Source organism: Cyclobacterium sp. 10D3-21, assembly GCF_055809755.1.
This window is the reverse complement of record NZ_CM147924.1, coordinates 5,042,614-5,062,430: the sequence shown is the minus strand read 5'-3', so window position 1 is coordinate 5,062,430 and position 19,817 is coordinate 5,042,614. Positions and strand designations below refer to the sequence as shown.

The 19,817-nt window shown below is 39.8% G+C and carries 10 protein-coding genes; all 10 read left to right on the top strand.

Features of this window, described 5'->3' with window-relative positions; translation table 11 throughout:
• Nucleotides 1-797 precede the first annotated feature (797 nt).
• Nucleotides 798-4,067 carry a SusC/RagA family TonB-linked outer membrane protein gene (locus tag AC0L7T_RS19505; RefSeq protein ID WP_473337713.1) on the top strand — a complete coding sequence of 1,090 codons (3,270 nt, stop codon included), beginning with the start codon at nt 798-800 and terminating at the stop codon, nt 4,065-4,067.
• Between the two features lie 20 nt (nt 4,068-4,087).
• Nucleotides 4,088-5,863: a RagB/SusD family nutrient uptake outer membrane protein gene (locus AC0L7T_RS19500; protein ID WP_473337711.1), complete on the top strand. Its 1,776-nt coding sequence runs from the start codon at nt 4,088-4,090 to the stop codon at nt 5,861-5,863.
• A 476-nt stretch (nt 5,864-6,339) separates the two neighbouring features.
• On the top strand, nt 6,340-8,205 hold the full coding sequence (locus AC0L7T_RS19495; RefSeq protein ID WP_473337709.1) for a heparinase II/III domain-containing protein: 1,866 nt from the start codon (nt 6,340-6,342) through the stop codon (nt 8,203-8,205).
• Nucleotides 8,202-10,403: a polysaccharide lyase family 8 super-sandwich domain-containing protein gene (locus AC0L7T_RS19490; RefSeq protein WP_473337708.1), complete on the top strand. Its 2,202-nt coding sequence runs from the start codon at nt 8,202-8,204 to the stop codon at nt 10,401-10,403. Before AC0L7T_RS19495 ends, AC0L7T_RS19490 begins: the two co-directional genes overlap by 4 nt.
• A gap of 76 nt (nt 10,404-10,479) precedes the next feature.
• Nucleotides 10,480-11,889: a BNR repeat-containing protein gene (locus tag AC0L7T_RS19485; protein WP_473337706.1), complete on the top strand. Its 1,410-nt coding sequence runs from the start codon at nt 10,480-10,482 to the stop codon at nt 11,887-11,889.
• 104 nt (nt 11,890-11,993) lie between these two features.
• Nucleotides 11,994-14,147 carry a hypothetical protein gene (locus AC0L7T_RS19480; protein WP_473337704.1) on the top strand — a complete coding sequence of 718 codons (2,154 nt, stop codon included), beginning with the start codon at nt 11,994-11,996 and terminating at the stop codon, nt 14,145-14,147.
• Nucleotides 14,148-14,168: 21 nt separating this feature from the next.
• Complete coding sequence (locus AC0L7T_RS19475) at nt 14,169-16,121, top strand: heparinase II/III family protein (RefSeq protein WP_473337703.1); 1,953 nt, start codon at nt 14,169-14,171, stop codon at nt 16,119-16,121.
• Between the two features lie 756 nt (nt 16,122-16,877).
• Entirely contained in the window at nt 16,878-17,099 is a 222-nt protein-coding gene (locus AC0L7T_RS19470) for a hypothetical protein (protein WP_473337702.1), read from the top strand.
• 346 nt (nt 17,100-17,445) lie between these two features.
• The gene (locus AC0L7T_RS19465) at nt 17,446-17,823 is read left to right on the top strand and encodes a hypothetical protein (protein WP_473337698.1); all 378 of its coding nucleotides are present in this window, start codon (nt 17,446-17,448) and stop codon (nt 17,821-17,823) included.
• A gap of 657 nt (nt 17,824-18,480) precedes the next feature.
• Nucleotides 18,481-19,557: a hypothetical protein gene (locus AC0L7T_RS19460; protein ID WP_473337696.1), complete on the top strand. Its 1,077-nt coding sequence runs from the start codon at nt 18,481-18,483 to the stop codon at nt 19,555-19,557.
• Nucleotides 19,558-19,817: the final 260 nt, after the last annotated feature.

The following is a 19,817-nucleotide window of genomic DNA, read 5'->3' as shown; positions in this document are numbered from 1 at the left end:
TCGCCTAAAGCGAACAGGTCAGCAGGCCTTTAACCTTAAATTGTGTCATTAAATTCCCCTAATCCTTCGTAAGTAGTTTGTTTGGATGAATATGGATTGCCTATTTCTGGTTTTACCTTAATGTTCCCGATATAGTAAGCCTTTTTGGTATTTTCGTTTCAAGAGCCAGTAGTCACCTACGCGCTAGATTTCACAATGAGAGGGACCTTATTTCCTTTAAATAGTAGTATGCGTCTTCTCCTTATTTATTTGAACCTCAACACTTATCTAGTGCACTAGAACCTCTAATTAATATAATTTTTGAAAGTTGAATTTGTATTATATCGCAAAAAAGACCTCAACTTAATTTAAAACTAAAATAATAAGCTTTGACCGTTAAACCCATGTTTTTGCCATTAAAATTAAGAACCCTTAAAGACACAAAAAATAAGGTGTTTTAACAAATATTAACTAAATTATTAATATGTTATTTTTTCTTGAATATTTACATTTTTCCATTATTAGCTTTTTTCTTGATTAAAATATATTTATAATTATGGAATGAATGACTTTAGATCATTAACCACTTCCCTCCCAACCTTTTAATATTTGGTTTATACCAGGATATAATAATTTCACCTTGAGATGATACTCTTAATCTCCCTAAAATGGTGTGATTATTTTGTTGAAAGGTATATTTATGTATTTGTCACCTAAATTGTCAATTGCCTATGATAAAATTAAAGTAAGCACCAACTTATGAAACATAAGTTGGGAAAAGTAACCTAAAAAGTAAATCAATTAACAAATAATCCACTATGAAAAAAAGTTTACATTATTTCCGGGACATGCAACCGATGTCATGGCTCTCGGCAATCCTTTTTTGTTTGTTTTCAGGGGGCCTTATGGCTCAAACTGAAAGCTTAAACAAAAATTTGGAAAACATTACCAAAGAACAAACGGTTTTAGCCAGTACCAATCTTAAAAATGCTACTGCTGAAGCTGATGTTACGATTACAGGTGTTGTTACAGATGAAAATGGCATGCCAATTCCAGGTGTGACAGTTTCGGTTCCTGGAACTTCTATCGGTACGGCTACTAATTTAGATGGTAAGTATACCTTAACAGTTGCAGAAAATGCAAGTGTAATTTTTTCATTTATAGGTTTTGAAAGCCAGACAGTAAATGTAGCCAATCGATCTACCATTAATATCACCTTGAAAGAAGATACCCAATCCCTCGATGAAGTGGTTGTGGTGGGTTATGGTACTCAAGAGAAGGTGAATTTAACAGGTGCTGTTGGAGTTGCTACAAGTGAAAGACTTCAGAACAGGCCTATTGCCAATGTAGGTGAAGGTTTGCAAGGAGTAATTCCAAATTTAAATATTGCTCCTAGGAATGGTGATCCTTCCCAAAGCCCAAGTTTTAATATTAGGGGATACCAATCTATTAATGGTGGTTCGCCACTTATTTTGGTAGATAACGTGCCCATGGATATTAACAGAATCAATCCAAATGATATCGAAAGTATTTCTGTCCTTAAAGATGCAGCTGCAGCTGCAGTATATGGTGCTAGAGCAGCTTTTGGTGTGGTATTGGTAACTACCAAAAGCGGTAAAGAAGGCAAAGTACGTGTATCTTTGAACAGTCAGTATTCATTAGGTAAGCCTATATTCAATATGGATCCTGTTACAGATCCGTATGAATTTGTTCAAGCCAGAAATTTAGCTAACATTCGTACCAATGGGGTACCAAGTTACGATCAGGACATGATCGATGGTACCAAACGTTGGTCTGAAAACCCTATTCCGGAAAACGAATGGGGAGTTGCAAATGGTAGCTTGAGGTTTTATGGCTTTAATAATTACACCGAAAAGATAATGACTGATTTTGCGCCATCTCAGCAACATGATTTGTCTATCTCTGGTGGATCAGAGAATTCGAAATATTTTGTTTCCATCGGTCACTTAAATAAAGATGGTTACCTTAATTCAGACCGTAACGAAAATTTCAAGCGTTACAACATCTTAATGAAAGCCGAATTTAAAGTAACGGATTGGTTGACATTGGATGAGAAAATAGTTGTAAACTCTCAGCAAAGTGACAAGCCTTATTTCTATAACTGGGATGTAAACATCAATACCTTGGCTAGGGTAAATCCTATTATGCCAATAACTTTCCCTGATTTGCCCTATTATGTTACCGAAGGAGACAGAGATACTTATGCACCTTATATAGGTAAGTATTTTGGAGGAACCAACTTCTTCCCTTATTTGGAAGATGGCGGTCGTTCTACTTGGACCAACAATGATATTTGGTTGACGCAAGGAGTAACTTTAAACCCGGTTGAAGGATTGACAATTAAGTCCAATTTCTCTTATAATTTCTTTCACAGGTCTGAGCAAGATGTTGCAAGTAAAATCGAAATTGTTGACACGAATCTTTTGGCTGCAGGTCTTATCAGTAATGGATTTAGTGGTAACGACTTCATCAATGAAGAAAGTCGGTACAATCAATATTATGTATTCAATGCTTTTGCGGATTATAAGTTTTCCCTTCCTGAAGTACATAACCTGACGACTATGGTTGGATTCAATCAGGAGTGGGGCAACAACAAATTTATCAGGGCCCAAGCGAATACTTTGCTAACTCCTTTGATAACTGATTTGAATGCCACTACTGGATTGCAACAAACGTATGGTAGCAGTAGTCACGTATCCTTAAGAGGAGCATTCTATAGAGTGAATTATATCTATGACGATAGGTTCCTATTGGAAGCCAATGGTCGATATGATGGTACCTCTAGATTCCCTTCTGACAGTAGGTTTGGTTTCTTCCCTTCTTTCTCTGCTGGTTATAGAATATCTAATGAAAATTGGATGGCCAGTACGAAAAGCTGGATGGATGAATTGAAAATAAGAGGTTCTTATGGTACTTTAGGTAACCAATTATTGGGTAGCAATTATTACCCATATATTCCAACTTTGGGTACAGGCCAATCAGGTTTTATGTTAAGCTCAGGTCAACGAACACCTTATGTGTCTGCTGCCGGACTTGTCAGTCCAACTTTGACATGGGAAACAGTTGTTTCTCAAAATATTGGGGTTGATTTCACGCTATTTGGAGGTAAAATCGATGCTTCATTTGATGTGTATTCCAGAGAAACAAAGGACATGTTGATGCGTAGAGATTATCCTTCCATATTGGGTACAGGTGCACCACAGTCGAACGCAGCTGATTTGAAAACCACTGGTTGGGAGTTGGCAGTAACATGGAAAGATAGAGTTAAAGATGAGCTCTTTTATGACGTAACATTGGCCCTTTCCGATTGGACTGCTGAAATCACTAAATTTGAAAACCCAGAAGGGGTAATCAATCAGTACTATGTAGGTCAAAAACTAGGTGAAATCTGGGGTTACGAGACCGTAGGTATATTTCAATCACAAGAGGAAGTAGACAATGCTCCTGATCAATCAAGATTAGGGGCCAATTGGAGAGCTGGTGACATACAGTATGCAGATTTAAATGGAGATGGAATAATTTCTACTGGTAATGGTACTTTAAGTGATCCTGGAGATAGGAAAATCATAGGAAACGATACACCTAGATTGTCTTTTGGATTGAATAATAATTTACAATGGAAGAATTTCACTTTGAATCTTTTCTTCCAGGGCATTTGGAAAAGAGATCACTGGCCTACTTCTGGAAACTGGACATGGTTTTTCCCTTTCAATGCTGGACATGTGGAGAAATATTTCATCACAGATTCTTGGTCTGAGGATAACAGAGATGCCTATTTTGCAGCGCCTCATATTTCTACCAATGACAAGAAAAACATCCAAACACAAAGCAGGTTCTTGCAAAATGCTGGTTACATCCGTTTGAAGAATGCCAATTTAGGTTACAATCTTCCTCAAAACTGGATGGAGACCATTGGTTTCCAAAATGCCAATATATATTTCTCTGGCATGAACCTTTGGGAGTATTCTCCAATTCGCAAGCCTTTGGATCCTGAATCCATTTATGCAGGAGCCATTGAGTATCCTATGCAAAGGGTATATACTTTAGGTGCAAGGATTACCTTTTAAATTATTAAATCGAAAAAAGTATGAAAACATATAAATATATATGGGCTGCCGTTTGCCTGACACCATTATTGCTATTATCATGCAACGATGACTTTCTGGAGCGCTACCCACTTGATGAGGTTAGTAATGAAACCTTCTGGAATACAGAAAATGACTTAATGGTCTATAACAATAGCCTTTACCATTTGGCATTGAATGATGACAATGTACCTATTCTGCATGGTCATTTTGATGGCTTTAATAGCCACTGGGGAAGTTATTGGTTTTTAGATGAATTTTCTGATAACCTGGCTCCAAGACATGACCGACATGCCTTTTTTCAACAAGTACGTGCCGGAAAACAAATTGTACCAAATGGCCCTCAGCGTTTTGGTTATAAAGGTTGGAATTTCGTAAGAGCAATCAATGTAGGATTGGAGAATTACAGTAAAGCGGATATTTCTGAAGAAGTCAGAAATAAATATGTAGGTGAAGCTCGTTTATTGCGTGGTTGGTTTTATGCTGAGAAAGTTCAGAAATTTGGAGATGTTCCATGGGTGGACAGAGAGTTGAACATTGATTCTGATGAGTTATTTGCGGCCAGAACTCCAAGAGAAGAGGCCATGGATAAAGTTTTGGAGGATTTGAATTTTGCTACTGAAAATATTCCAGATGATTGGGGTGATGGTAACGAACCTGGTCGTTTAAACAGATGGGCAGCATTGGCCATTAAGTCCAGATTGTGTCTATATGAGGGGACCTGGAGAAAATACCATGGAGGTTCCAATGCCGAGATGTGGATTAGAGAAGCAGCTGAAGCTGCCAAAGAAGTTATAGACAATAGCCCTTATGCTATTTACAATACAGGTGATCCGGAAAATGATTTTAATTCATTTATGAGAAAAATTGATATCAGCGGAAATCCTGAAGTAATGGTTTACAGGAGATATCAGCTAGGTATCTATACCAATCACGTTCAAAGTTATTTTAGTTATTCTGGTGGAGCTACCAAAAGTTTTGTGGAGGATTTTCTTACCACAGACGGACAGCCTATCTCTTTGTCCCCCCTTTATCAGGGAGACAATACCATCGAAAACGTTTTTGCGAATCGTGATCCTCGTTTGAGGCAAACTCTTTTGCATCCAGATGATACCGAGAAATACAATTACGATCGAGGTGATGGAAGGGATTACCCTAGAGTTGTTGGAATGTCAGGTGGATTTACCACTACTACTGGATATCATATTATCAAGCACTACAATGCAGATGATATGATTGGTAAAGCCTATAACACAGCAGAATCGCCTGCAATAATTCTTAGGTATGCAGAAGTATTGTTGAACTACGCAGAAGCCATGGCCGAACTTGGTGAAATTACACAAGGTGATCTGGATTTGAGTATCAACCAATTAAGAGATCGTGTTAACATGCCGCATCTAATGGTTGATCCACCAATGGATCCAAGGTATGCGAATGATGGAGTTTCTTCATTGATTGTAGAAATTAGAAGAGAAAGAAGGGTTGAATTGTTCCTTGAGGGTTTCAGGTACAAAGACCTTAAAAGATGGAAACAAGGTAAAAAACTGGAAATCCCTGATATGGGAGTTCAGTGGAGCCCAGAAAACCAGGCCAGATTTGAAGGCGCTACGGTGCAAACTAGTGTGGATCCGGTTTCTGGAAAGACCTATATCGATGTTTATAAAGGCACGGATTGGGCAAATCCTGTATTTGATGAAGCCAAGCATTATTTATGGCCATTGCCTTTGGATGATTTAGCTCAAAATCCTCAATTGCAGCAAAACCCTGGATACAATTAATTGATAATTATCTAGAATTTTTAATACCGAAAAGCCTGCCGTAATGGATAGTTTCAATAGAAACACCATTTTCGGCAGGTTTTTTTGTGCCTTTTTTTACAAACGGAAAGGAAAATCAAAGGGGATATTTTAAATTGATGCCTAATTACCAAACCCAAAATGTACCCCATCTCCATACAAGCAGCACATTCAGATAGATATTCTATTTTTCACATAGAATATGCGCAGATTTTACATGCACATCCAAGCCTTTTAAAGTTGAAATACTTCAAAGGTTCCTTAATTAAATCCAAAGGGCTATTTCATGAAAGGTCGACACTAACCGGGATTATTAAGAGAAAAAAGAAAATGGATTCCGACAATAACTTTATTGAAATCAAGAAAAAGTCAACAACAATTATCCGTAGAGAACCAAGCTTAAAATTTTATCCGCATTCGGATCACTTTAAATATACTTTAAAATAACTTTTAGTCACATGAAAATAGCAAAACCCATTCTACCATTGCTGATCATCATAGCCATGCTATGGAACCCATTATTTGCAGTCGAAGCAGATTTTCTAAGCATGGATACTGTGAAATTGGAGAATCCAATAACAGTAAACTATCTGAAACGGCACCTGAAAAAGTCTGGCCCAAAACTGGCACTTACGCCAGCACTTGAAAGAAATTTGAAGCGTAAGATAAAAAGTGACCCTTTGGTGAGGAACTATTATAATGCTCTAAAAGCCAATGCGGATGATGTACTCACAATGCCTGTACTTACCCGAAATGTTATCGGGCGAAGACTATTGGGAACCTCGCGTGACATGTTGCACCGTGTCAATGTATTGGGGATTGCTTATATAATCGAAAAGGACAAGAAATACCTTGATAAAATAAATGAGGAAATCATTGCCGTAAGTAACTTCTCTGACTGGAATCCTTCTCATTTCCTTGATGTGGCAGAAATGGCGACCGCTGTGGCTTTGGCCGTTGACTGGGTTGGAGATGATTTGCCAGCTGCTACGGTGAAGCTAGCGAAAGAAGCATTGATACAGAAAGGAATTGAGCCAAGCTGGAATGGAAACAAAGGTAGAATGTACGGCACCAACAACTGGAATCAGGTGTGTAATGCCGGTATGATTGCTGCCTCTCTTGTGATTGCAGACCAGGACATTGAATTGGCAGCAAAGACCATTCATCGTTCAATCGATGGAATTCCAAATGGACTTATGCAATACGGACCGGATGGGGCTTATCCTGAAGGTTCTACCTATTGGGGTTATGGTACTGCCTTTACTGTACTTACCTCTGCCATGCTAAAAACAGCTTTTAAAACTGACTTCGGTATAGGCGATTACCCTGCCTTTAAAGAAAGTGCGGATTTTAGGATATTGACGATTGCTCCTTCAGGGAATTATTACAATTATGCAGATTGTGGAGATCGCCACAGCAATGCTGGCGATATCATTTTGGCCTGGTTTGCTACACAAACTGGTAATTCCTTGTACATAGAGGATGAAAAATTCAACCAACCTGTGACTGACTTCGGCAAGCTTCACAGAATCGCAGGAGCCGGCTTGGTATGGTTGGCACAATTTGAAAAAACAGAAGAAGCGGAATTGCCTCTTGTTTATAAAGGAGATGGTAAAAACCCAATCGTGATCATACGTGATGGTGAAGGTTACTATTTTGGAGGTAAAGGTGGAAAAGGAACCGTCTCCCATGGGAACTTGGACGCAGGCTCATTCATTTGGGAGCTTAATGGAGTGAGATGGAGCATTGATCCAGGAAATCAAAATTACAATGAATTGGAGCAAGCAGGATTTGATCTTTGGCAGTCTTGCCAGGATTGCGAGCGTTGGACCTTACTGACCAAAAACAATTATGGCCACAGCACCTTGACTGTCAATGGAGAACTTCATGTAAATGATGGTTTTGCCAAAATGCTGAGTGTTAGCAAAGGCGATCAGCCTGAAGCAGAATTTGATTTGACCCCTGTCTTTGGGAATAATCTAAAAAAAGCTACTAGGAAATTTATCAAACCGGACAATAACTCTCTTGTTATTGAAGACCATATAGAAACCAATGTGCACACTAAAATGATCACCTGGCAGATGATGACCCAGGCAGATGTAAGTATAGTGGACGGTGGTGCTGTGCTTACCCAGGATGGGAAAAAGATAATGGTAGAGAATCTTTCTCACCCTGAAATAATGGTTTCAGTAATCTCATTGGATCCAGCCCCTTTGAAACTTGACAGACAGATTGAAGGATTAAAAAGGTTGGAGATCAGAATCCCCGCCTACATTATCGAAAATAATACTGAGCTAATAAAGGTTAGATTGAAAGCACTGTGATAAATATAAAAACAGCTGTCAGCAAAGAACGAATATCCCATTTCCCGATTAAGGTTTTAGGAAGTGTCTTGTTCTTTCTTGTTGCAAGTGTTTCTTTTGCACTATCCGCTCCCTCTGATTTTGAATTGGTAAGGGAGAGGGTAGTGGAAGAGTACCTTGTCTCAGGGATAGATGAAGCAGCAATAGCAGTGCTTCTAGAAACTCAAAATCAGGATGGTACCTGGCCTGGAATCAATTATGAGGATGTTTCCAGGACTGGCTTTGAACATTATTTTCATACGGGCAATATGGTCAGCCTGGCCAAAGCTTACAGGCACACCGACTCTAAATTCAGGAACAGTCAAAAAGTAAAACAAGCCATCACAGCAGCTTTGGACCATTGGGTACAAAACGATTATTTCTGCGACAACTGGTGGTACAACCAAATAGGAACGCCCAACAACCTGGTAGCAGTAATGCTATTGATAGGGGAGGAAATGCCAGAGAAGTTGGTGAAGGATGCTCAGCCCATTATTGGGAGGGCACATCTGAATGCTTCTGGAGCAAGACCAAGTGGTGACAGGATAAAAATCGCTGGAATACTTGCCAAGAACCTGCTTTTTCTAGGGGAAAAAGAAAAATTCGAAGCGGTTCTAAAGGTGATTGAAGGAGAAATTAAGTTTGCTACAGGCAGTCGAGGATTGCAAAGAGACTTTAGTTTTCACCATAGAGTGGACCGTGTTAACAATACGGCATCCTATGGATTGGGCTATGCTGATTCATTTGTGGAATGGGTAGTATATACCGCAGGTACCCAATATGCTTTTTCTGAAGATAAAGTGGAAATCCTGGTCGATTACTATTTGGATGGCATAAGCAAAAATTTGTCATTCGGTAAATTCTTTGAAGCTGGCGCTAAAAACAGGAGTATTGCCCGACCTGGAGCCATACATGCCCTCAATGCCGCCACCCCAAGAAAACTAGTGGAGGCGACCGATTATCGAAAAGCGGATTTGGAAGAAATAATTAAGGTTAGGGAAGAGGGCATAGAATATGTCACACTTTCCTACAGCAAGTATTTCTGGCAAACAGAATATTTCACCTTCCAAAGGCCTGACTATTTTACTTCCGTAAGGATGTACTCCATAAGGAATGACAACATGGAAGTGCCCTATAACAGTGAAGGACTGAAAAACCATCACCGTGGAGATGGGACCAATCACCTTTCATTAACAGGTGAAGAATATGTAGATATTTTTCCGGTTATGGATTATCAGAAAATTCCCGGAGCAACTATTCTACAAAAGGAAGCACTACCTGATGGTGATCAGATACAGAAGCCGGGTTATACGGATTTTGTAGGAGCAGTCACCGATAATTTGTACGGCAGTGTGGCCTTTGACTTTATCAGTCCTCATGATCCATTAAAGGCCAGGAAAAGTTGGTTTTTCTTTGACAAGGAATATATATGCCTGGGAGCGGGTATTAAATCTAAAGGCAAACAAGAGGTTTTCACAACCTTGAACCAATTGCTGCTATCTGGTCAGGTTCATGTACAGGAGGACAATAAAGTGAAAGCTTTAACTCAAGGAGAATATGCGCTAAAGGATATTAATTGGGTGCATCATGACAATGTTGGCTATTTTTTGTTGCAGCCGGAAGCCCTGGGAATGTCTTTTGGTGAAGTTACAGGAAGCTGGACGAGCATCAACAAACAAACAAGGGCTCCTCAGGAGGATGTATCAAAGGATGTTTTCAGCCTTTGGATAAATCACGGCAATAATGTGAGAGAAGGCAATTATGCCTATCTGGTATTGCCCAATGCTACTTTGGAGGAAACAAAGGCCTATCGCAGCAATGATCAAATTGAAATTTTGTCCAATACGGTAGCCATTCAGGCCGTCAGACACAAGCAATTGTTACAGGTACAAGCCAATTTCTACCAGGCTGGTAAATTGAAAATTGGCAATGGATTGGAAATAACTATGGAAGGGCCAGGCTTGCTTTTGATTCACCTTGATGGTAATAAAATTGTTAAAATGGCAGTAGCTGACCCAAGTAGAAAATTGAGCAAAATTCACCTGCAAGTCAATGGAAAAGTAGCGATTAAATCCCCACATCTGAATACCAATTGGAACGCTGAAAGTTGGGTGAGTGATTTAACCGTAAAGCTTCCTGAGGGGGAGTTTGCCGGAAGTAGTGTAATATTGAGGGATTAAGGAATCCATTTCCGGTATCAATTGAATGGGTCAAGCTACTTTTGATACTGCTTAATTTTAAGATAATAATAAACCTATGAATAGAATTTTGAATGTCAATTTGGGTCTTTTGTGGCTTGTGTTTTTTGCCTTGGTTTCCTGTAATCAAAAAAGCCAGGAATCATCGGATGAGCCCATCGTAATAGATGAGCGCGACCAAAAACTTGCAGTGCGTAAAATCATACCCATAGACAGTGTGTGGGCAGGCCATAGGGTAGGTTTTTCCTTGCTTACGCATAAGGACCGTCAATACATTGCTTATTATGACAAAGACCGCCACATGACTGTGGGGCAAAGAAACTTGAATGAGGATCAATTTGAATTGCACCGTTTGCCAGTTTTTGATAGGGAAGAAGGGCAAGGTACCAGCACCACACTTGGCTGGGATAGTCATAATTCTGTAACCATTGGTATAGATTCAGAGGGGTTCTTGCATTTGGCCGGCAACATGCATGTACATCCCATTACCTATTTTAGAGGGCATAAGCCATATGACATCAGTAGTTTAAAGCAAGAAATGGAGATGGTAGGCTCGAATGAAAAACGCTGTACCTACCCAAATTTCATGAAGGACAGAGAAGGCCGTCTGCTGTTTCATTACAGAGATGGAGGAAGTGGAAATGGGAATGAAATCTACAATATTTATGATGTTGCTTCTAAAAGATGGGCACGCTTGCTAGATAGTCCTCTGACGGATGGAATGGGAGAAATGAATGCCTATGCTTCTCAACCTTCCTTAAGAGCAGACAATTGGTACCATATGTATTGGGTATGGAGGGATACGCCGGATTGTGAAACCAATCATGACCTGTCTTATATCAAAAGCCCAGACATGGTGAATTGGTACGATGCATTCGGCAATAAGCTAACTGTACCTGTCTCTATTGCTCAGAAAAGCGTGATTGTGGACCCCGTACCGCCTAAAGGAGGGATAATTAATCTTGCAGCAAAGTTATGTCTCGATGAGAACAATAAGCCATTGATGGCTTTCCATAAGTATGATGAAAAGGGTAATCTGCAGTTTTACGTAAGCAGGATCGAAGGGGATGCCTGGAAAGCCAGGCAAGTTACCAATTGGGACTATAGGTGGGAGTTTTCAGGTCGAGGCAGTATCCACTCTGAAGTGCGCATTGGAGATTTCAATCGCAGGGAAAATGGTAATTTTGAGCTGGGCTATAAGCACATAAAATATGGTGAAGGAACGGTTTTATTGGACAAAGATTTAAATAACATCGGTGAAGTGTTAAAACCGGAAAGCTTCGGGTCTAACCTTACATTGGAAGGAGATTTTAAGGGACTGGAAATAAGAAATGCCATGGATCTGGGGAAATCGGAAAATGGGAAAACCTATCGTTTGAAATGGGAAACCCTTCCTCCAAACCGAGACAGGGCTTATCCTGAGCCTTGGCCAAATCCATCTGCTCTGTATTTGTATGAAATGGAATAATTGGCATACTACAAGAAACCATTAATGCTATTATTAATGGTTTCTCTTTCTTTTAAAAGCGCCAGTCACTTTGAAAAATAAATGTGATTTCTACCAAATAAAATATGTTCAAAATTTCTTCAACTTCTATTAAGGTATTCAGATTAAATGGGCTGACCTTATGTCTTTTAGTTGTTCATGCTTTGAGTGTGTATGCGCAAAGTCCGTCGCATCCTTTTTTAATCGTAAAAGCAGACCAATTCGAGGCACACCGGGCAAAAGCCTATTATGAACCGTGGAAATCCATGGCCGCAGATGCTTTGAAGATTACTGAAGAAGGATTTGATAAAGAGGATAGAGGAGCCTATGAGTTGCAAGATTATATTGGTGCAGTGGCTTTGGCTTATATCCTGTATCCGGAAGACAAAGCCAAGTATGCACAAAAAGTCAAAGACTTAATCTTAAATCAATACTCAAAATTAAAACCTACCGAAAAAAGAAACTGGGGTGGGGTGGTGCCTCCCATGAGCTCCTTTTTTGTGGCTATCCTGGCACTTGATATTGTGTACAATGATTTGACCAAAGAGGAAATTCTAGCCTGTGAAAAGGTAATTGAATCTCAAATATTTAAAATAAACCGTAAAGGAAGCTGGACGGAAGTAAGGCTTGGCACCCATGGCGCCTGGGACATTTACAAAGGTGTCCGGAGCAGTCCGGATGAGGCTTACTTCAAAGGGACCATGGCGCAGATTACCCCTGATGGGGTATCTCCAATCACCATTCATTACGCCTGGGAAAGAGTAGGAGGAGGAGATAGCAGGATCTCTAAAGCTGGCTATATGGATGTATTGGAATTTACAGGAATAGATAACCGATACTATTCCAATGAAAAACTGCAAAAATTTCACCGTTGGCTATTCAGTGCCAGTGTGAATAACAGCAAGGAGATGGCCATTATAGGGGACATGCTCCCCACACAGACTTTAAACAATGACCTGTTGCATGCACGGGTAGGGAATTTTGATGCGGAAGCAGCTGCTTATGCGGCGTGGTTTCATGAAAACGATAAAAAGAGAGGCCATATTATCAGTTACCTGCTTCCACAAAAGGAATTGCCGTATCCCAAACTGCCTAAAAGCAGTGTTTATGAAGATGGCGGCGCTTTTTTAAGAGAAAATGCCATGAAGCCGGAGGGAATCCATGCTGTACTTTACAATATAAAAGGTCAGGATGAGTGGCATACCCATCAGGAAGTGAATGGCCTGGCCTTATCAGGCCTTGGCAATAGATTGCTTGTGAATGGCGGAAGATTAGGAGCGCCAACCCGATCTGCGACACTAAACAATACCCTAACGATCAATGGTCAAGACCATGCTGCCCGAACAGGAAATGGGATTTTAGAAAGTATAAGTAGGCCTACCTTTGATTATGCCAAGGGCGATGCAGGGGCTGCCTTGGAAGTTGCTAACCATTACCGAAACCTGCTGTTGCTTCATGGTACCGAAAATGCGAAAGCTTATGTACTTCTATTGGATGAGGTAAAGGTAGGAGAAGGAGATAAGGTTCATTCCTATCTTCATCCGGCGAATGAAAGCCAGATAGATACCATGCTGGCCAATCAATCCTATTTAGCTGCCATTGACCATTATCCAACAGTGGAAGGGACATCCTTGGAAATCCTGTATTTGACAAAACCTGATTTGGTAAACCAAAAACTGGTGCCTTCTGCTGTGCAATCAAGTTATCCCGGTTACCCGGATCACAATCGATTAGAGGCTATTTATTCCCCAGGTAAAATGGGTCGAAAGAATGTGTTGTCCTTATTAAACCCCATTGGCAGGGAAGGGGAGAGAATGGCAATAAGCAGTGATTTTAAAAGTGGATTTGAGGTCAATTTGATTGAGCACAATCAAGGTGCAAAGGATTTACTATTGAACAGTTCTGTGCCTGATTCCAAAATAGAAATTGAGGACATTACCTTTCATGGGGAATTTTTATTAAGAAGGAAAACCAGGGGCGATAAGAGTTTTCTGTTTGCAAAAAAAGCCATGTCCTATGCTGACAAAGGACATGATTTTAAGGCAAATAAAAATGTCACCTTATGGATGAACCATCAGTTTGTAAGTGTTATAGCAGCTGAAAACACTGAGTTTTACCTAAAAAGAAAGCCTTCCAGGGAATTGTATTTGGACGATGTTTTGGTGGATGAAAAGGTGAACAAAGAAAACAGGATCAAAATTTCCCTAACTAAAGGAAACCATAAATTATACTATAAATAACTAACATTAACCCAATACCAGATGATTAAAATCAAAAGTCTTTTATTGCTGTTTTTTGGAATATTTTTTATTGCAAATGTTTCAGCTCAGCACTTGATTAGTAGCAAATACAGTAAACAAGAACTTGGAGAATTACTTATTCCACTGAAAGATTGGCAACCATTTCCAGCTATTGACGATAGGGAAGCCTGGAGCAAAGCAGACAAGGAGCAAATGGAATTTTATCTCGATTATGCCAATGAGTACATAGATTACTCATGGCCTTATATTCCAGCCACCAAATCTTTGTTAATTCACAGAAATGGAAACAGGACCGAATACCAAGACATGACCTTTGAAAAAAGAAGGGTTTTGGGCGCCATGATTTTGGCAGAACTGTATGAGAACAAGGGGAGGTTTATCGATCCCATTGTCAATGGGGTTTGGTCCATTTGTGAAGAGTCCTTTTGGGGAGTACCAGCACATTTACCAAAATCAGATGAATATTCAGGATTGATGGATGTATCCAAGCCATTTGTAGACCTATTTGCAGCGGAGACAGCCATGTATTTGGCTTGGGCAGATTACTTTTTGGGAGAAAAATTCGATGAAATTTCTCCTCAGATAAGAAAAAGAATCCGTCATGAAACCGAATACCGTATTTTCGAACCTTTGATGAACAAGCACCACGGTTGGATGGCCGCCAATGCCAATGGAAGGCGCCCAAATAACTGGAATCCATGGATTTGCTCTAACTGGATCAATGCCGCATTATTATTGGAGGACGATGAAGATAAGCGGGTAGCGCATGTTTATAAAGCCACACAAGTTCTAGACGAATTCTTAACGCCTTATCCTGAAGATGGGGGCTGTGATGAAGGACCTGGCTATTGGGGAGCAGCAGCAGCCTCGTTATTTGACAACCTTTCTTTGTTGAATGAGGCATCAAATGGCGCTTATCAGTTTGCTTATGAGGATGAAAAGGTGAAAAATATGGGACTCTTTATTTATAGGGCCCAAATTAGTGAAGACTACTTTTTGAATTTCGCAGATGCCAGTCCCAAACCTACCATGGCGGGAGCCATGATTTATAGGTATGGTAAAGCCATTCAGGATCCGGACATGATGAAGTTTGGGGCTTATTATATAGCGCAAAATGAAAAAGCCTTGCCTAGATTTCATTATTTCAGACATTTCTTTGAAGTGTTTATGAAGGATGAATTTGACAATGCAGAGAAGGGCCTTCCATTGCCTAAAGACGTTTGGTTGAAAGACATACAGGTAATGGTAGCCCGAGACCATGAAGGAAGCACAGATGGCTTTTTCCTTGCCGCTAAAGGTGGGCACAATGATGAAAGCCACAACCACAATGATATAGGAAACTATGTAGTTTTTTACGATGGTCTTCCTTTGCTAATAGATGTTGGGAGTGGGACCTATACCCGAAGGACTTTCAGTGGGGAGCGGTATTCCATTTGGTTCAACCGTTCAGATTATCACAATATCCCTACCGTTAACGGTGTTACGCAAAAAGCAGGTGTGGTATTCAAAGCCACCAATGTTTCTTATGAAGCCAAAAAGAACAGTTCGGCCATGTCATTGGATATTAGTATGGCTTATCCAGAATCATCAGGACTTGATTCCTGGAAGAGAGAGTTAAAGCTGGACCGTGGTAAAAGGGTAACCGTAAGCGATAAATACCAATTATCGGCTTCAGGAGAGATCATTCAACACCTGATGACCATTTACCCGGCCACAGTGGTGAAACCTGGTTTAATTTCTATTGCTTATAAAGGTAAAGATGGTAAGCTTGCACCATTCGAAATCCAATACAACCCTAGTGGAATGCAGGTTAAGGTTGAAAAAATTCCTTTTGACCAACCAGAAGATGAGGGGATTAAAGACAAATGGGGTGGAAATATCTACCGAATCAACCTTACAAGCAATGGTGATGTAAAATCCGGCAAGATGGATTTTACCATCAGCAAGAAATAAATATCAATAGCCAAAAGGGCCTAAAAATAAAATAAGCGTGGATAATCCTCACGCTTATTTTTTTTAGGCCCACCCACACCGGAGGCTGAGCCTGTCGAAGCCGTAGGAATCCCCTCCCGGAGGCTGAGCCTGTCGAAGCCAGCGGAGTCGAGTATCCAATTTCAAATCGAATTGATTTCTGATTATCAATAGCCCCCAGCTTCAGCTGGGGGATTAGAATGTAATATTATATCTCGGGGCTTTAGCCCAATCTTCACCTTTCAAGAATAAAAAGATTAATTAGGCTCTAAACCTAGGTTGATGGCTTATTTTTCCAGCACCCATCTCTCCTCCAAATTTTGGCTAAAGCCGGGTGAATTGTTATTGCTTTTATAAATGGGCTAAAGCCCATTCCTATTGAGCAGATTTCGTTAATCAATTTGACGGTGCTATTGAATGAATTCGAAAACTTTCAGCATTGTAGGTCCAAGTTACACTTCGCTAAACTTGAACCAGTAGTAACCAGTGGTGCCGGAGGCTGAGCCTGTCGAAGCCGGAGGAGTCGAGTATCCAATTTCAAATCGAATTGATTTCTGATTATCAATAGCCCCCAGCTTCAGCTGGGGGATTAGAATGTAATATTATATCTCGGGGCTTTAGCCCAATCTTCACCTTTCGAGAATAAAAAGATTAATTAGGCTCTAAACCTAGGTTGATGGCTTATTTTTCCAGCACCCATCTCTCCTCCAAATTTTGGCTAAAGCCGGGTGAATTGTTATGGCTTTTATAAATGGGCTAAAACCCATTCCTATTGAGCAGATTTCGTTAATCAATTTGACGGTGCTATTGAATGAATTCGAAAACTTTCAGCATTGTAGGTCCAGGTTACACATCGTTAAACTTGAACCAGTTGTACCGGAGGCTGAGCCTGTCGAAGCCGTAGGTATCCCCTCACGGGAGGCTGAGCTTGTCGAAGCCGTAGGAATCGAAAAACGTTAGAAACCTACCAGCTATTTCGGGATTAAGAAAGTTGAAAACTTTCAGCATTATTGGTCCAAGTTACACTTCGCTAAACTTGAACCAGTAGTAACCAGTTGTACCGGAGGCTGAGCCTGTCGAAGCCAGAGGAGTCGAGTATCCAATTTCAAATCGAATTGATTTCTGATTATCAATAGCCCCCAGCTTCAGCTGGGGGATTAGAATGTAATATTATATCTCGGGGCTTTAGCCCAATCTTCACCTTTCAAGAATAAAAAGATTAATTAGGCTCTAAACTTAGGTTGATGGCTTATTTTTCCAGCACCCATCTCTCCTCCAAATTTTGGCTAAAGCCGGGTGAATTGTTATGGCTTTTATAAATGGGCTAAAGCCCATTCCTATTGAGCAGATTTCGTTAATCAATTTGACGGTGCTATTGAATGAATTCGAAAACTTTCCGCATTGTAGGTCCAAGTTACAATTCGTTAAACTTGAACCAGTGTTACCGGAGGCTGAGCCTGTCGAAGACGTAGGGGCCAAAGAGGGGTACTTCGGAAGTGGGGTAGGGTACTTCAGAACCTACCCATTGGAGTTTAAAACCTCAATTACCCACTTTAAAACAGGGGTGGGGTACCTAAAACTGACAAGCTCGGACCTTTTAACTCGAATTTCCCGGTTCAGAACTCCTAATTTTCACCTCAAACCTGAAAAATTTGACCCAAAACTGACAAAAAACGAGTTATAAATCGGAAAATAGGACAAAATTTCAGGAAAAGTCTTTGGATAAGGTCAAAATTACTAGGTTCAGAAGTGGGGAGGGGTACTTCAGAACCTACCCGTTGCAGTTATTTACTTCAAAATTCCAGTTATGAAGTGGGTAATTGAACCTTTTAGCCGGAAATTCCCGCCTTTTTGGCAGTATTTTTTAAGTTTTAACCAAAGCATTTGACCAAAAACTGACAAGAGAGAAGGTTTAAAATAAAGCATTTCAGCAAAATAATGCTTTGCATTGGGTTTTTTAATTAAACTCGGATCATTAACAGGATTTCCTGAGCTCTCTTATTCAGGGTTGAAATCACTAGGGAATCAGCAGTTAGGAGATTACAATAGGCGATTGTTTATTTGGGTTTAAACCTTGCGTATAGGGGAATATATAGGTTTTCGGAATTATCCGTTTACAAGCCTTCGTAAATGTTTACCAAACGCTTAGAGCAAAATATGCCTTAAACCTATCATTTTTCCAAAATCCCAAAAATCCCTGTATAAAGGTCATATAGGGTTTTTTATGTAGAAACATTTAGTTAGTTTAGTGGGCTGTATAAAATATATAAGTCACTTCTTGGGGAGGCTTATTTATATATAAATGTTGTGGGCAATACGTAACAAAAATAATCATAGTAACATGAAACAATTTTTTACAACGGCAATCTTGATTCTGACTTCTTCAATTGTTTTCAGTCAGTCAGAAACGGACTTCAGAAAAGTAAACTGGGGAATGAGCAATTCAGAAGTGAAGCAAATTGAAACGTCTGAACTTGTAAAGGAAGAAACGAATTCACTTGCATATCGGACTGACTTAGCAGGGTTTAATGCACTTGTTGGATACATTTTTGCTGGGGACAAACTCACACGCGGAAAATATGTGCTTTTGGAAGACCATTCAAATAAAAATGATTTCATCAGTGACTTCAAAAAACTCAAAGAACTGTTGACTAAAAAATATGGTAACCCTGGCAAAGACGAAACCATTTGGAAAAACAACTTATATAAAGACGATTACGAAGACTGGGGGACTGCCATTAGTATTGGACATCTTATTTACTATTCAACATGGAAAACTGACCGAACAGAAGTAACTCTATATTTAAGCGGTGAGAATTATAGCATTAGTACAGTTATTGAATATCAAAGTAAAGAATTAGGAAATATAGAAAAAGAACTAAGAGAAAAAGAACAACTATCAGAACTTACTGACAGCACTTTTAGAAAAACTGTATGGGGTGCTTCAAAAACACAAGTAAAGAATGATGAAAAATTGGAATTATTGCAAGAAGATGGAAATATTCTCGCTTACCAATCAACAGTTTTAGGATTTGACGCTCTTATTGGTTACATCTTCACAGGAGATAAATTAACTCGTGGCAAATATATTTTTCAAGAAGAACATTCGAACAAAAGTGATTTCATTTCAGATTATGAGTCGCTGAAAAAAATACTGACAAAAAAATACGGAGGGCCTAAGAAAGACCAAACTATTTGGAAAAATGATTTGTACAAAGATGATTATGAAGATTGGGGAACCGCAATAAGCATTGGACATCTTTTGTACTATTCAACGTGGGAGACAGAACAATCTGAAATTACTCTCATGCTATCAGGTGAAAATTATAAAATTGATTTACTCATAGAATTTATGAGTGTAGAATTAAAAGATTACGAAGAAAAAACTAAAGAAAAAGAAGTATTAAATGACTTCTGAAAAGTAAGTACTGCCCACAATAACTAAGCATTCTGACGGCTGGAACAGCCTAGTCTGAATGCAGTGTGTGTGCCCAGCATGGGCATCTGGTATCGAAGATACCAAATTATTCCAGAGGGTGAAAGTCCCTTATGTGCGGGAATTAATGTCCCGAAGCATTAGCAAGTCGCAAGGTGGTTTGCCGTGAGGTAAGCACTGAAGGAAGCGAGACTGCAAACCCCGGTTCCAACGAACAGGAACTGGATACGGAGGCCGGTAAG

What these genes read in the sequence shown, in the direction of transcription:
- AC0L7T_RS19505 (WP_473337713.1), top strand. Translation starts at nt 798, where the DNA reads ATGAAAAAAAGTTTACATTATTTCCGGGACATGCAACCGATGTCATGG.
- AC0L7T_RS19500 (WP_473337711.1), top strand. Translation starts at nt 4,088, where the DNA reads ATGAAAACATATAAATATATATGGGCTGCCGTTTGCCTGACACCATTA.
- AC0L7T_RS19495 (WP_473337709.1), top strand. Translation starts at nt 6,340, where the DNA reads ATGAAAATAGCAAAACCCATTCTACCATTGCTGATCATCATAGCCATG.
- AC0L7T_RS19485 (WP_473337706.1), top strand. Translation starts at nt 10,480, where the DNA reads ATGAATAGAATTTTGAATGTCAATTTGGGTCTTTTGTGGCTTGTGTTT.
- AC0L7T_RS19480 (WP_473337704.1), top strand. Translation starts at nt 11,994, where the DNA reads ATGTTCAAAATTTCTTCAACTTCTATTAAGGTATTCAGATTAAATGGG.
- AC0L7T_RS19475 (WP_473337703.1), top strand. Translation starts at nt 14,169, where the DNA reads ATGATTAAAATCAAAAGTCTTTTATTGCTGTTTTTTGGAATATTTTTT.
- AC0L7T_RS19470 (WP_473337702.1), top strand. Translation starts at nt 16,878, where the DNA reads ATGGCTTTTATAAATGGGCTAAAACCCATTCCTATTGAGCAGATTTCG.
- AC0L7T_RS19465 (WP_473337698.1), top strand. Translation starts at nt 17,446, where the DNA reads ATGGCTTTTATAAATGGGCTAAAGCCCATTCCTATTGAGCAGATTTCG.
- AC0L7T_RS19460 (WP_473337696.1), top strand. Translation starts at nt 18,481, where the DNA reads ATGAAACAATTTTTTACAACGGCAATCTTGATTCTGACTTCTTCAATT.